The organism is Providencia sp. PROV205, assembly GCF_028479505.1.
GTDB lineage: Bacteria > Pseudomonadota > Gammaproteobacteria > Enterobacterales > Enterobacteriaceae > Providencia > Providencia huaxiensis.
In genome coordinates, this window is the sequence record NZ_JAMPNU010000022.1 from 50,287 (window position 1) to 64,165 (window position 13,879).

The 13,879-nt window shown below is 41.8% G+C and carries 16 protein-coding genes; 9 read left to right on the top strand and 7 right to left on the bottom strand.

Features of this window, described 5'->3' with window-relative positions; genetic code table 11:
- Positions 1-32: 32 nt before the first annotated feature.
- Complete coding sequence (locus tag PR800_RS13905) at positions 33-1,235, bottom strand: mechanosensitive ion channel family protein (protein WP_102138243.1); 1,203 nt, start codon at positions 1,233-1,235, stop codon at positions 33-35.
- Positions 1,236-1,736: 501 nt separating this feature from the next.
- Between PR800_RS13905 and nsrR the strand changes: the two genes are divergently transcribed.
- The 7 genes from nsrR to rplI all read left to right on the top strand — a co-directional run bounded on the left by nsrR (position 1,737) and on the right by rplI (position 7,111).
- A complete protein-coding gene (nsrR, locus tag PR800_RS13910; protein WP_125890703.1) occupies positions 1,737-2,159 on the top strand; it encodes a nitric oxide-sensing transcriptional repressor NsrR in 423 nt (140 codons plus the stop codon).
- 42 nt (positions 2,160-2,201) lie between these two features.
- Complete coding sequence (gene rnr, locus PR800_RS13915; RefSeq protein WP_102138241.1) at positions 2,202-4,664, top strand: ribonuclease R; 2,463 nt, start codon at positions 2,202-2,204, stop codon at positions 4,662-4,664.
- 101 nt (positions 4,665-4,765) lie between these two features.
- Positions 4,766-5,515 carry a 23S rRNA (guanosine(2251)-2'-O)-methyltransferase RlmB gene (gene rlmB, locus PR800_RS13920; RefSeq protein WP_102138240.1) on the top strand — a complete coding sequence of 250 codons (750 nt, stop codon included), beginning with the start codon at positions 4,766-4,768 and terminating at the stop codon, positions 5,513-5,515.
- A gap of 154 nt (positions 5,516-5,669) precedes the next feature.
- Complete coding sequence (rpsF, locus tag PR800_RS13925; protein ID WP_004905988.1) at positions 5,670-6,065, top strand: 30S ribosomal protein S6; 396 nt, start codon at positions 5,670-5,672, stop codon at positions 6,063-6,065.
- Positions 6,066-6,073: 8 nt separating this feature from the next.
- Positions 6,074-6,391, top strand: a complete 318-nt coding sequence (gene priB / locus PR800_RS13930) for a primosomal replication protein N (protein ID WP_102138239.1) — start codon at positions 6,074-6,076, stop codon at positions 6,389-6,391.
- 4 nt (positions 6,392-6,395) lie between these two features.
- Complete coding sequence (gene rpsR / locus PR800_RS13935) at positions 6,396-6,623, top strand: 30S ribosomal protein S18 (protein WP_000135199.1); 228 nt, start codon at positions 6,396-6,398, stop codon at positions 6,621-6,623.
- A gap of 38 nt (positions 6,624-6,661) precedes the next feature.
- A complete protein-coding gene (rplI, locus tag PR800_RS13940; RefSeq protein WP_102138238.1) occupies positions 6,662-7,111 on the top strand; it encodes a 50S ribosomal protein L9 in 450 nt (149 codons plus the stop codon).
- A gap of 90 nt (positions 7,112-7,201) precedes the next feature.
- Here rplI and PR800_RS13945 read toward each other — a convergent pair whose 3' ends face one another.
- Positions 7,202-7,951 carry a CDP-diacylglycerol diphosphatase gene (locus PR800_RS13945; protein WP_210848296.1) on the bottom strand — a complete coding sequence of 250 codons (750 nt, stop codon included), beginning with the start codon at positions 7,949-7,951 and terminating at the stop codon, positions 7,202-7,204.
- Between the two features lie 132 nt (positions 7,952-8,083).
- Positions 8,084-8,686 carry a LysM-like peptidoglycan-binding domain-containing protein gene (locus PR800_RS13950; protein ID WP_272531078.1) on the bottom strand — a complete coding sequence of 201 codons (603 nt, stop codon included), beginning with the start codon at positions 8,684-8,686 and terminating at the stop codon, positions 8,084-8,086.
- A gap of 218 nt (positions 8,687-8,904) precedes the next feature.
- Here PR800_RS13950 and PR800_RS13955 point away from each other — a divergent pair, with 218 nt between their 5' ends.
- Both PR800_RS13955 and cysQ read left to right on the top strand, forming a co-directional pair.
- On the top strand, positions 8,905-9,525 hold the full coding sequence (locus PR800_RS13955) for a peptidylprolyl isomerase (RefSeq protein ID WP_102138269.1): 621 nt from the start codon (positions 8,905-8,907) through the stop codon (positions 9,523-9,525).
- Between the two features lie 124 nt (positions 9,526-9,649).
- A complete protein-coding gene (gene cysQ / locus PR800_RS13960) occupies positions 9,650-10,390 on the top strand; it encodes a 3'(2'),5'-bisphosphate nucleotidase CysQ (protein ID WP_102138235.1) in 741 nt (246 codons plus the stop codon).
- Positions 10,391-10,434: 44 nt separating this feature from the next.
- On the opposite strand, the gene mqo is transcribed toward cysQ, so the two are convergent.
- The 4 genes from mqo to PR800_RS13980 form a co-directional block, all read right to left on the bottom strand.
- Positions 10,435-11,928: a malate dehydrogenase (quinone) gene (mqo, locus tag PR800_RS13965; protein ID WP_102138234.1), complete on the bottom strand. Its 1,494-nt coding sequence runs from the start codon at positions 11,926-11,928 to the stop codon at positions 10,435-10,437.
- An 8-nt stretch (positions 11,929-11,936) separates the two neighbouring features.
- Positions 11,937-12,326 (bottom strand): cupin domain-containing protein, encoded by a 390-nt coding sequence (locus tag PR800_RS13970; RefSeq protein WP_102138233.1) that lies wholly within the window; start codon positions 12,324-12,326, stop codon positions 11,937-11,939.
- 314 nt (positions 12,327-12,640) lie between these two features.
- The gene (nudK, locus tag PR800_RS13975) at positions 12,641-13,231 is read right to left on the bottom strand and encodes a GDP-mannose pyrophosphatase NudK (protein WP_102138232.1); all 591 of its coding nucleotides are present in this window, start codon (positions 13,229-13,231) and stop codon (positions 12,641-12,643) included.
- A 115-nt stretch (positions 13,232-13,346) separates the two neighbouring features.
- Complete coding sequence (locus PR800_RS13980) at positions 13,347-13,751, bottom strand: YgiW/YdeI family stress tolerance OB fold protein (RefSeq protein ID WP_102138268.1); 405 nt, start codon at positions 13,749-13,751, stop codon at positions 13,347-13,349.
- Positions 13,752-13,879: the final 128 nt, after the last annotated feature.

A 13,879-nucleotide genomic window follows, 5' to 3' on the forward strand; every position in this document is an offset into this window, starting at 1 on the left:
ACACCGACTTGTTCGGTGTTTTTTGTTATCTACTACTGATATTTTAAATTAGCGAGATCACTCCCAGCTGGGTGTTGATAAATACGTAGCTTAAAGTAGTTAGCAGATGCATTAACATACTCAAAAATTTCGGATTGAACCTCTTCATAATCAACCCAAGTGGTTGAGCGTGTAAAACAATAGATTTCAACAGGCAAACCATTTGGTGTTGGCGGCATTGTTCGTATGACCAAATACATATCTGTTCTGACATCGCCGCGCAGCTTTATCCAATTTAGAATGTATTTTCTAAATAGCTGTAGGTTAGTGACGCCATTATTTATCATCCATTCATTTACATCCCCAATTTCACCTCGTGCTTCTAACATACTTTCTATGCTTTGGCGCAAGGGAGGGGTATTTTTTAATTCGTTGAAGAGATCTTCTGTTGCAAAGGAAATTGACGATTGATCAATATAAAAGCTACGTTTGATGCGACGGCCTCCAGAGGAAAACATGGGCTGCCAGTTGGTATATTTTTCAGTTAAAAAATCTTTGGTAGGAATGCGTGAAATGGTGTTATCCCAGTTTCGAACGGTAATAGTATGTAGCGCGATATCGATAACTTCGCCACTGATATTACTGCTTGGTAGCTCAATCCAATCATACAGTTTTAACACCTTTCCGTTTGATACTAATATATTGGCCACAAACGATAATAGTGTGTGCTGAAATACAAACATTAATACCGCAGCGATAGCACCGAAGCTGGAAATAATAATAATCGGGGACTGTTCGGTCATCAACGCAATGATCAAGATAAAGGAAATTATCCAAACAATAATTTTCGCTATTTCGATATAGCCTTTTATCGAATTATTACGATGTAATATTTTTTTTGACTGACGGATAATAAACACATCTAAGCCATCGTTAACTAATGCGGCAACATTAATAATAATCAGCGCCCAGCAGATAGTTTTAAATGTAATGTTTACTTCATCAGAAAGGGAAGGCAGCATCTGGTTAATATAAAGTACAAGCGTTACCGCGACGATCGATGCAATTTTCCGAGCGATACCATCAATTAACTCATCGTCACTTAAATTAGTGAATAATGGTAATAACCTTCTCGCAACCCGTAAAAAAATGACTTTTCCGACAAACCATGTTAATAGCAATATGACGACTAAAAAAGAGGCCATTAAGAAAGTATTTTCTGATATATCATTATATATTTCAATGATTTGTTCCATGTTCTCCTAAGTCACCTCTTTATGATACTGGCTCTTTATTGTATAGCGAATCAAATAAAAAAATTTGATGTTAAAAGTGATAAGTCAGTGGTGATTTCTCTGTAAACCCTTTTAAACAGTATAGATAAAGTGGAGTAAGCTCAAGAAACACGAGTCGCCAAAAAATATGTGCTATTATGTGTTCGATTGTTCTTTGATGTTATTTGTTGTAAATGTATAGCAGAAAGATTGAGCAATAAATACCCTATAAAGGTAACAGGTCATCCAGTTATTCCATGATAAAACTGTTTTTTCTTTGTAGAGTAGATAAGCTAAATGCTAATAAAATGCTATCTTGCGATGTCAAACTGAGGCGAAATTAGTCTCAGTAAATTTCATTATCTTGTACCTAAATATTGGCCTAAGACAAAAAGATAGAAAGTAATTTGTCTATAATTTGAGATTAATAAGACATACATGACGAGATAGCTATTGGCTTAGCCAAAAAATTTTGAGGTGATTGTGCAGCTAACAAGTTTTACAGACTATGGATTACGTGCGTTGATCTATTTGGCATCTCTCCCTGAAGGGAAAATGACCAGTATCACAGAAGTCACTGAAGTTTATGGTGTCTCTCGTAACCATATGGTTAAAATTATTAATCAGCTCAGTCACTTAGGTTATATTAAAGCCACTCGAGGCAAAAATGGCGGGATCACACTTGGCCAACCAGCAGAATCTATTCGTATAGGGGATGTCGTTAGATCACTAGAACCCCTGACCCTTGTTAATTGTAGTGGTGAATTTTGCCACATTACACCTGCGTGTCGTTTAAAAGGTGTGCTACACCAAGCAATACAGCAGTTTTTACAAGAACTTGATCAATACACGCTGGCGGACATGGTGAAAGACAACAGCCCGCTCTATCAACTACTGCTTGATTAGCATTCGCGGTAGTTATGAATTCTGATGACAACGGAGGTAACGATGTCACAAGATCCTTTTCAGGAAAGAGAAGCAGAAAAATACGAGTCCCCAATTCCAAGTCGAGAATATATTCTTGACCTTATCTCGAAGCGTACTGCACCAGCCAATCGCGAAGAAATCGCACAATTATTGAATTTATCGACAGAAGATGAATTAGAGGCGTTGCGTCGTCGGTTAAGAGCCATGGAACGTGATGGTCAATTGGTTTTCACTCGTCGTAAGTGCTATGCATTACCGGAGCGTTTAGACTTATTAAAAGGAAAAGTCATTGGTCACCGTGATGGCTACGGCTTCCTGCGCGTTGATGGTAAAAAAGAAGATTACTATTTATCTCAAGACGAAATGAAACGCGCCCTGCATGGCGACGTTATTCTTGCGCAACCTTACGGACAAGATCGTAAGGGACGCACAGAGGTTCGGGTTGTTCGTGTGTTAGAACCACGTAATAACCAAATTGTTGGCCGTTATTTTATCGAATCGGGTATGGGCTTTGTCGTACCGGATGATAGCCGTTTAAGTTTTGATATTTTGATACCGAAAGATCGTGTTCTTGGCGCTCGCATGGGTAATGTGGTGGTGGTTGAATTAGTCACTCGTCCACAACGTCGCTCGCAAGCGGTGGGGAATATCATTGAAGTATTAGGCGAAACCATGGGAACAGGTATGGCGGTAGAAATTGCTTTACGTACTCATGAAATTCCACACTCATGGCCACCACAAGTTGAAAAACAAGTCGCTGACCTGAGTGAACACGTCCCTGAGTCTGCGAAAAAAGGGCGCGTGGATTTACGCGACTTACCGTTAGTCACCATTGACGGTGAAGATGCTCGCGACTTTGATGATGCAGTATACTGTGCACCGAAAAAAGGCGGGGGTTGGCGCTTATGGGTGGCAATTGCGGATGTAAGCTATTATGTTCGCCAGCAAACGGCTCTGGATACAGAAGCCCGTAGCCGTGGTAACTCGGTATATTTCCCATCTCAAGTCGTTCCTATGCTACCGGAAGTCCTATCGAACGGCCTGTGCTCACTTAACCCAGGTGTTGACCGCCTGTGTATGGTGTGTGAAATGACGGTGTCAGCATCCGGTAAGCTTTCTTCGTACAAGTTCTATGAAGCGGTTATGAGCTCTCATGCAAGGTTAACCTATACAAAAGTATGGAAAATCTTGGAAGGGGATGAAGAACTGCGTGAGCACTATAAAGCGTTAGTGCCGCATATTGAGCACTTGCATCAACTATATAAAGCACTTGATGCAGCACGTATTGAGCGCGGTGCAATTTCCTTCGAATCTGAAGAAGCGAAATTCATTTTTAACGCAGAACGCCGTATTGAAAGTATCGAACCTGTAGAGCGAAATGATGCACATAAATTGATTGAAGAATGCATGATTTTAGCTAACATTGCAGCCGCTCGGTTTGTTGAGAAAAATGAAGAACCTGCGTTGTACCGTGTGCATGACCGCCCTAAAGAAGAAAGCGTGATGAATTTACGCTCTGTTTTCAGCGAATTAGGGTTGACTCTGCCGGGCGGAATGAAGCCAGAACCAAAAGATTATGCGCAAGTCATGAATGAAGTGGCTGAACGCCCTGATCATGAATTACTGCAAACCATGATTTTACGTTCAATGAAGCAAGCGATTTATGATCCTGAAAACCGCGGTCACTTTGGTTTAGGTTTGAAATCATATGCCCACTTTACATCGCCAATTCGTCGTTACCCTGACCTGACGTTACACCGTGGAATAAAATATTTGTTGGCTAAAGAGCATGGCCATTCAGATAAGCGCTGGACAGAAACCGGTGGTTGGCATTCAGACATGGATAGCATGTTACAGCTGGGTGAGCACTGTTCAATGACTGAACGCCGTGCTGATGAAGCGACGCGTGATGTGGCGGACTGGCTGAAATGTGATTTTATGCAAGACCAAGTTGGCCAAACCTTCACAGGTTTAATTACCAGTGTGACTGGTTTTGGCTTCTTTGTGCGCCTTAATGATTTATTTATTGATGGTTTAGTGCATATTTCAACGTTAGATAATGACTATTACCGTTACGATGCAGTTGGTCAGCGTTTAATTGGTGAATCATCAGGTACGACTTATCGCCTTGGTGATGAAGTTGAAATTCGCGTTGAAGCGGTGCATATGGATGAGCGCACCATCGATTTCGCATTAATTTCAACCACTCGTAAAGCGAAAAACCCGGGCAAAACGGCGCGGGACAAAATGAAGCAAGAAGTGAAAAATGCGGCACGTCCAGCTCGTCGAAAAGCGGATGCGAGCAAAGATAAAAACTTTGAGCCTGATTCTGCATTTCGTCGTTCCGAGAAAAAAGGAAAAAAAGCCGAGGCTAAACCAGAGGCGAAAGGAAAAGGCAAAAAGCCTTCCGATAAAACGCGAAAAATTACAGCAAAATTAAAAGCTAAACGTGTTGCAAAAAAATCCCAAAAACAAGAGGGATAATGTTTTTGCTGTAGTTATTAACCATAGTTATTAACCATAGTTATTAACCAAAGTGGCGTTAATACGCCACTTTACTATTTATATTAATAAATAAGAAATTTATGAGCGAAATGATTTATGGCATTCACGCAGTGAAAGCCTTACTTGAGCGTTCACCGCAACGCATTAAAGAAGTCTATATTTTGAAAGGTCGTGAAGATCGCCGCTTAATGCCGCTGGTGCACGAAATTGAAGCACTAGGGGTTGTCGTTCAAGTGGCGAACCGCCAATGGATGGATAGCCAGACCGAAGGCGCAGTTCACCAAGGTATTATTGCGAAAGTACTACCTGGTAAACAGTATCAAGAAGGCGACTTGCCTGATTTATTGGAAAGTACACCATCGCCATTTTTATTGGTATTGGACGGTGTGACAGACCCACATAACTTAGGTGCGTGCTTACGTAGTGCTGATGCGGCAGGTGTTCATGCTGTGATTGTTCCTAAAGATAAATCTGCTCAGCTCAATGCAACCGCGAAAAAAGTGGCTTGTGGCGCGGCAGAAAATGTTCCTCTTATTCGTGTGACGAATCTGGCAAGGACATTGCGTTTGCTACAAGAATATAATGTATGGATTGTGGGAACGGCAGGTGAAGCTGACCATAACCTATATCAAAGCAAACTAACGGGCCCGATAGCGCTAGTGATGGGGGCTGAAGGCGAAGGTATGCGCCGTTTAACGCGTGAACACTGTGATGAGTTAATCAGTATTCCTATGGCAGGCTCGGTGTCATCATTGAATGTGTCAGTGGCGACAGGGGTTTGTTTATTTGAAGCGGTGCGTCAACGCTTACCCGTTTCTGCAGAAAAATAATATTTAGTATAAACGACATCCATCTCTTGAGTTTTATCTCAGGGATGGGTATAGTTACGCGTCAATTTTTTAGCCGCACTCAATAAGTTCCTTGCCTCCGCGGGCCGCGGTTAACCCAGACAGGAGGCTAATAATCCGTAAGGAGCAACTACTAATGCGTCATTACGAAATCGTTTTTATGGTCCATCCTGACCAAAGCGAACAGGTTCCGGGCATGATCGAGCGTTACAGTGCTGTTATCACTAACGCACAAGGTCAGATTCACCGTCTGGAAGACTGGGGCCGCCGTCAACTGGCTTACCCAATCAATAAACTGCACAAAGCACACTATGTTCTTCTGAACGTAGAAGCACCGCAGGAAGCGATTGATGAGCTGGAAACTAACTTCCGCTTCAACGATGCCGTTATCCGCAGCATGGTTATGCGCTTAAAACACGCAGTAACAGAAGCTTCTCCAATGGTCAAAGCTAAAGACGAACGTCGTGGCCGTGACATGTCTGATGAATATCAGGATGAAGAAGTAGAAGAAACTGGGGATTCTGAAGAGTAATTGCGCAGGTGACCACTAATCGTTTGGTGCTGACAGGCACAGTCTGTAAAGCATTGATTCGAAAAGTGAGTCCGTCAGGCATTCCTCACTGCCAGTTTGTTTTAGAACATCGTTCACAACAACAGGAGGCGGGGTTGTCAAGGCAAGCATGGTGCAGAATGCCCATTATCGCCAGCGGACAAACCTTACAAGCTCATACTCACAGTATAACGGTCGGCAGTTGGATTACAGTAAGCGGTTTCATTAGTACCCATCAAGGGCGCAATGGGATCAGCAAGATAGTCCTCCATGCCGAGCAGATTGATTTGATAGATTCTGGAGACTAGCCATATGGCACGTTATTTCCGTCGTCGCAAGTTCTGCCGTTTCACAGCGGAAGGCGTTCAAGAGATCGACTATAAAGATATCGCAACGCTGAAAAACTACATCACTGAAAGTGGTAAAATTGTACCAAGCCGTATCACTGGTACTCGTGCAAAATATCAGCGTCAGCTCGCTCGTGCTATCAAGCGCGCTCGCTACCTGTCTCTGTTACCATATACTGATCGTCATCAGTAATTGGTACAGTCCATTAACGACTAATAGAGGATAAGGTAATGCAAGTTATTCTGCTTGATAAAGTAGCTAACCTAGGTAGCCTGGGTGATCAGGTTAACGTTAAATCGGGCTATGCTCGTAACTTCTTAGTTCCACAGGGCAAAGCTGTTCCTGCGACTAAGAAAAACATCGAATTCTTCGAAGCACGCCGCGCTGAACTGGAAGCTAAATTAGCTGACGTTCTGGCAGCAGCACAGGCTCGTGCAGCAGCTGTTACTGCTCTGGGTTCTGTAACTTTAGCTTCTAAAGCTGGTGACGAAGGTAAACTGTTCGGTTCAATCGGTACTCGTGACATCGCTGACGCAATCACTGCGGCTGGCGTTCAAGTTGCGAAAAGCGAAGTTCGCCTGCCAAACGGCGTTCTGCGTACTACTGGTGACCACGAAGTTCACTTCCAGTTACACAGCGATGTTTTCGCAGAGCTGAACGTTATCATCGTTGCTGAGTAATCAATAATGATGGTATGCACCACTGAGCGATCCGTGGTGCAATAAAAAACACCGGCTAAGTCCGGTGTTTTTTGCTTTCTGGTATTTAGTTTATTGATTTACCAAGCATTGGTAGTCGAGTAATTCCCCCGCTGAACCTAAATTCAAATCCCATATACTAAAACGGTTTGCGAGCAACACCTTTGAACCGTCTTTCAGCTGCACCATCGCTAGGCCATAATTGCCCATTTCATCATGATGTTTTACAACGTATTCATTGAGTTGATTAAATGCATTATCGAATTTGGCAGGGGCTTTTTGGAGTTTTTTGGCTAAATAGTGATGGCCGACAAGTTCAGTTGATAACTTAGCCCAGTCGGTTGTGATCTCCGATGAAACTTGATTAAGTTGTTGACTAACTTCAGGTTTCAAACATGCGATATGAATATGCAGTTGGTCTTGGGAGCGGCCATATTGGGAATTCACTGCAACAGCGAGCAAATCATCAGAAATTGAAATTTTCGCTTGTGACGACACACTTTCTCTTTCTTGCCAGGCGATAGCAAAATAGTCTGGTGTATTTCGCTCAAGTAACCGTGCGGATTCAATACCTGTGATTTTATCGGTAGGAATGACTAAGTTATGCAATGGCCCTTTTTTATCTTTGAACAGCACATACTGTTGATCACTATCGACTTTTAGACAAGATAGGGCAGATTGCTGCAATGGAATACACTGCTCATTTACAATGTTCCAAAGTGCATTTGAATTGAGTTTAATCCATAAAACATAACCAATAATAGCGGCAAGTAATAATAAAACAGTACCTAAAAAAGCGTTAACCCATTTTTTTATTAGCATAATAATTTTCAGTTACCTAGCATTGTAGTGAAAGACAATATTTGTTATTTATTGCTAGGTAAAAATCAATACATATAGCGATGTTCCAGACAAAATTTTAGGGTAGCTCTGACACAAGCTACCCTAAAAGTACTACGGAGTCCGATAGTAACTGCCATCACTTAATCGCGCGAAACTATACGTTTTCCCATCAGATGCAGTTGTTTCTAATAATTGAATTTCACCTTTTTTATTCGCTTTTAGACGAATTTTTTGCCCTTGGCGCAAATTACTCAGTGGTTTTTCGGCACCTTCAACGCGAGCCATAATAAAAGCGTCATTGGCTTGTAAGTTATTATCGCGGAACAGTTGCGCAAGCGTTTTCCCTTTTTGTACTTGGTAGCTTTGCCATTCATTAGCTGAAGGGCGGGGAGTTTTGGGCTCTGGCGTGTTCTCTGGTGAAGTCACCGTTGAAGGCGGCTCATTGGGCTCAGGCTCAATAGGCTCTGGGATAATTTCAGGCTCAGTAGGTAAAAGTGGGGAATTACCTTCAGGTGCCGGTACTGGCTCAGGTATTGGTGGTGTAACCGTAGGTTCAGGCATGACCTCAGGAACTGTGGGTGGAGGAATGACAATAGGCTGGTTTTGGACAATATCGCTAGGGGACTTATCGCTAGCAGGCCAAAAGAAAGCGACCACAACAATTAGGGCGAGCAGTGCAATGCCATAGCGATGAAATTTTGAAAGTTTAAGCATCACTCCTCCTTGATGAGGCAATGAGTAAATTAGACTGTATTTATACGCATACTAGCACCCTTTTTAGACATTTTTAGCGTTTGACTGAATTTTTCAGAGAACACTGAATATATTTGTGGAGAATCAATCAGTTTTATTCTTTAGATTCATTGTTTGGGTTTACCCATAAGGATGGGGCTGCTATTCTTGGTTTTTCTCAAAATCATATGGGTGTTTTCATGGCAAACCAAAATTTCGATTCGGTAGAAGCTCAAGCGAGTTATGGCATAGGTCTACAAGTTGGGCAGCAATTATTAGAGTCAGGGCTAGAAGGTTTAGTGCCAAATGCAATTTTAGCCGGTCTCGTTGACGCTTTAGAAGGCAATATGCCATCAGTGCCTGTTGAAACATTGCATAAAGCACTGCGTGAAATTCATGAGCGTGCAGATGCCGTTCGTGTTGAGCGTCAGGCAGCATTAGCAGAAGAAGGCCAAAAATTCCTAGATGAAAACCAAAAGCGTGATGGTGTTTCAACGACTGAGTCTGGCTTACAATTTTCAGTTGTTAACCAAGGTGATGGCGCTATCCCATCCCGCTCAGACCGCGTACGCGTTCACTATACAGGCCGTTTAATTGATGGCTCTGTGTTTGATAGCTCAGTACAGCGTGGGCAGCCAGCAGAGTTTCCTGTAAGCGGTGTTATCCCGGGTTGGATTGAAGCATTGACCCTGATGCCTGTTGGCTCTAAATGGGAATTGTATATTCCTCATCAATTAGCTTATGGTGAGCGTGGTGCTGGCGCATCAATCCCACCATTCAGCACATTAGTATTTGAAGTTGAATTACTTGAAATTTTATAATTTCTGTTAGTTCAGTTCACAGCTAAAAAGCCTCATTGTCTTTGGACTTTGGGGCTTTTTTTATGGCGTTAATTTCACACAATTGCTACTCTTGCTGTAAAGGGTCATCAGAGAGGTGAATAACATGCTACAGCAAATTTGCGAACTAGCTCAAGAAGCGGGTTATGCAGTTATGGAAACATATAATGCGCAAGAACCTTTACAGGTTGAACACAAAAGTGATAATTCGCCTGTTACCGAGGCCGATATTGCCGCCCACAATGTGATCACAGCGGGTCTTGCTCGTATTGCCCCTGATATCCCCCAATTGTCCGAAGAAGACCCGCCAGAATGGCCAATTAGGCAGAATTGGCAACGTTATTGGTTGATTGACCCATTGGATGGAACGAAAGAATTTATTAATCGTAATGGGGATTTTACGGTTAATATTGCCCTTATCGAGAATGGTGTACCAACAATGGGGGTGGTATATGCCCCGGCCAAAGGGTTGTTGTATTACGCTGAAGGCAATCAGGCATGGAAGGAAGAAGGTGGTCATAAGCAACTTATTCATGTAAATGATGCTAAACCACCGGTTATTGTTATTAGTCGTTCCCATCAAGATAATGAATTAATGGATTATTTAAAACAAATGGGAGAACACACGACAGTAGAAATTGGTTCTTCACTCAAGTTTTGTTTAGTCGCAGAAGGAAAAGCGCAGCTTTATCCACGTTTTGGGCCTACAAATATTTGGGACACTGCGGCTGGGCATGCGATTGCGATTGCTGCAGGGGCAAAAGTTGTTGATTGGAATGGAAAAACGCTTGATTACACGCCTAGGGAGTCTTTTTTGAACCCTGGCTTTCGGGTAATTTTATTCTAAACCTCAATAAAGGTTGGGAAGTTATTTCCCAACCTAATTAGTCACTAATTATCTAGTTTTAGAACTTTAGCTGTCGCAGTACGAATATCTAAACAGGCTTTTGCATCTGTTTTTAAATCAATTCCATAGGTTGGAATGATATCTTTTAAGCGTGTTTCCCAGCCATCGGCCTTGAGTTGCTCATCAAAACAGGTTTTTAATACATTTAGTGCAATAAATGCCGCTGTCGATGCCCCCGGAGATGCTCCCATCAATACCGTAAATGATTTATCTGCACTGGTAATCAGTTCTGTACCAAACTCTAAAACCCCTTTTTTATCATGGTCAGGTTTAATAATTTGTACTCGTTGCCCTGCAACCACCTCTTTCCAATCTTCATGCTGTGCTTCTGGGTAGAATTGTTGCAACATGGCGAATTGGTGAGCAGAAGTTTGCAGCACTTGGCCTACTAAGTATTCTGCGAGTGACCAGTTATCTTTCGCCACCGCAAGCATTGGCTCAAGGTTATTCAATTTCACCGATTCAAACAGGTCTAAATAAGAGCCGTGTTTAAGGAATTTACTCGAAAAACCGGCATAAGGCCCGAATAAGAGAGAGCGTTTGCCCCCAATAATGCGCGTGTCTAAGTGTGGAACAGACATTGGTGGAGAGCCTTTGTCGGCTTTACCGTAAACTTTTGCATGGTGGCGAGAGGCAATTTCTTCGTTATCGCAACGCAGCCAGATCCCACTGACAGGGAACCCACCATACCCTTTTCCTTCAGGGATCCCCGATTTTTGTAGTAACTCGATCGCTCGACCGCCTGCACCCACGAACACAAACTTCGCGGAAGTGATTGTTTTTTCATGGGTCACAAGGTTTTTAACTTCAATATTCCATCTGCCATCGGTGGTTTTTTTAACATCAATGACTTCATGCTTATAATGGATTGAAAAGCCGGACTGTTCGCTTAATTGCGCGATTAATAAATGCGTTAGTGCGCCGTAATCGACATCAGCACCAGTATTAACACGGGTAACCGCAATCGCTTCTTTCGGGTCACGGCCTTCCATGATCAGTGGTGCCCATTCGTTGATCTGTTTTGGATCATCACTGTATTCCATGTTGTGGTAACAGTGGTGAGCAGACATCTGCTGGTAGCGCTGTTTTAAGAATTTTACATTGTCTTCACCCCAAACAAAGCTCATGTGTGGGCATGGGTGAATAAAGTCACGTGGATCTTTAATTTTTCCTTTAGTGACTAGGTAAGACCAGAGCTGACGAGAGAGATCGAATTCGGTATTAACTTCAAGCGCTTTACTGATATCCACCGTACCATCTGGATTTGGTGGCGTGTAGTTCATTTCACAGTTAGCAGCATGCCCCGTTCCCGCATTGTTCCACGGGTGGGAACTTTCTTGAGCACAGTCGTTTAGCCTTTCAAAAACGGCGATCGTCAGTGACGGCTCAAGTTCTTTGAGAAATGTACCAAGTGTTGCACTCATGATCCCTGCGCCAATGAGGGCAATATCGACATTCTCAGCAATCGGTTTATTCATGATGGCCTCTATTTTTGTGTTGGAGTGAAGCAAAGGTCGGTGCCTTCTTGGTAGACAACATAAGCACGACGCCAAGGCTCATCACCAATAAGCCGCCATTTATGGCCAGTTCCCGTATTATCTTGCGCAAGTAAAATATCACCTGGGTTGATGATAAATTTCGAACCATCTTTGGTTTCGAATTCTAAAGTGCCTGAAAGGGTAATGACATAGCGAGGGACGGGGTCTTGATGCCAATCAAAAGAGCCGCCAGAAACTGTTTCACGAAAGGTAAGCTCATTGACTGCAATGGTAGGGGTTTGGCTATCGCCTCCTGCTATATTATTGAGCTCAAGAGTGCCTTCTTCAAATAGAGAATTTCCATCTTCTCCTGTCCACATACGAACGCAGCGTATCATTTTATTTAGCTCCTTAATCACTGACTGTAATATATAACAATTATTTGATATTCATTGGATGCAAAAATAAGACTCTTAAAATGATGATAAATAAAATTAATATTATTTAAATTTAAGGTTTTTTAGTGAATAGGTCAAAGCGAAATATGTTTTATATTGGAATTATGGTTTTATTTTTTAATTAAAGAACAAAATAATAAAAGTTGATTATCTTTTTACGATTGTTTTTATTTTCATCGTTCGTTTAATGATTGATAAAAAATAGGAAAGCTCATTCTGATTTTATTTTATCATTATGAGCTATAAGAGTTGGATTAGCTTTTTAGAATAGCGTTTAGGGCAAGGTACTGGATCAACATGATGGTTTTGCCATCAACAATTTCTCCCGTTTTTATCGCATCAATGGCTTTAGGGAAAGGCCACTCTAATACTTCAATATCTTCCCCTTCTTCTTTCAGCCCACCGCCTGCATTTTGACGATGATTATCACTGTATTCAGCGATGTAAAAGTGGAGTTTTTCGGTGACTGAGCCAGGGCTCATAAAGGCTTCAAAGACTTTCTGAATTTTATCGACTTTAAAACCCGTTTCTTCTTCTGCTTCAGCAATAATTCGAGCTTCGGGAGAGGCGTTTTCGAGTAAGCCAGCAGCGGCTTCAATCAGAAAATCAGAATAGCCATTCACATAGACTGGCATGCGAAATTGACGAATTAAAATAATGCTATTCTTTATTTTGTTATATAACAAAATAACGGCGCCATTGCCTCTATCGTAGACTTCGCGCTCTTGTTGTTGCCAACTACCATCTCGACGCTGTAACTCATAAGTATATTTTTTTAAAATATACCAATTATCTGAAAGTAGTTTCTCTTGAATATTACGTATTTTAGGGCGTTTTACAGTCATTAAGCAGCCTTAGTAAACAAAAATAATTTTGTTAATTTAGCACTGTTAATTTTTGTATGAAATAGGATTTAGATGGGACCTACTTTAAAGTAGGTCCCGTTGTAAACGTTGTGAATTATTTAATAATTTGGATTTGCTTAACTTCGACTTCTCTTGAATTCCAGTCTTTATCAATTTTACCGCGAATTTCAACTTTATCTTTTGGTGTTACATTTACACCGTTCCAACGCTTTTCGCTGATTTCTAAATTAATAGTGCCAGTACCATCGGTGAATTCATAATGTTTATGGTCGAGTTGTTTGACGATATTCCCACGTAAAATAACCCAGCTGTCATCTGACATATCAAGCGCTTTCGCAACTGTCATTTCCCCACTATTTGGGCCGATGAAACCACCCGCTTGAGAGGTTTGAGTTGTTGTATTTGTGACTGCGCCTGGGCCGTCAAAACCACCATTTGCAGCGAAAACAGGTGCACTTGCGAGTGCAGCGACTAAAGCAATTACAGGTAATTTTTTCATCATCGGTATCTCCAAATTGGATGTAAACTTGTTTGTATGGAGGGTATTAAACCAAGTAAATCTTAACAGGATCTTAAGAAACTTAACTAACGAATTATATTTTTAATTTTGCCAATAATAGCTAGTCA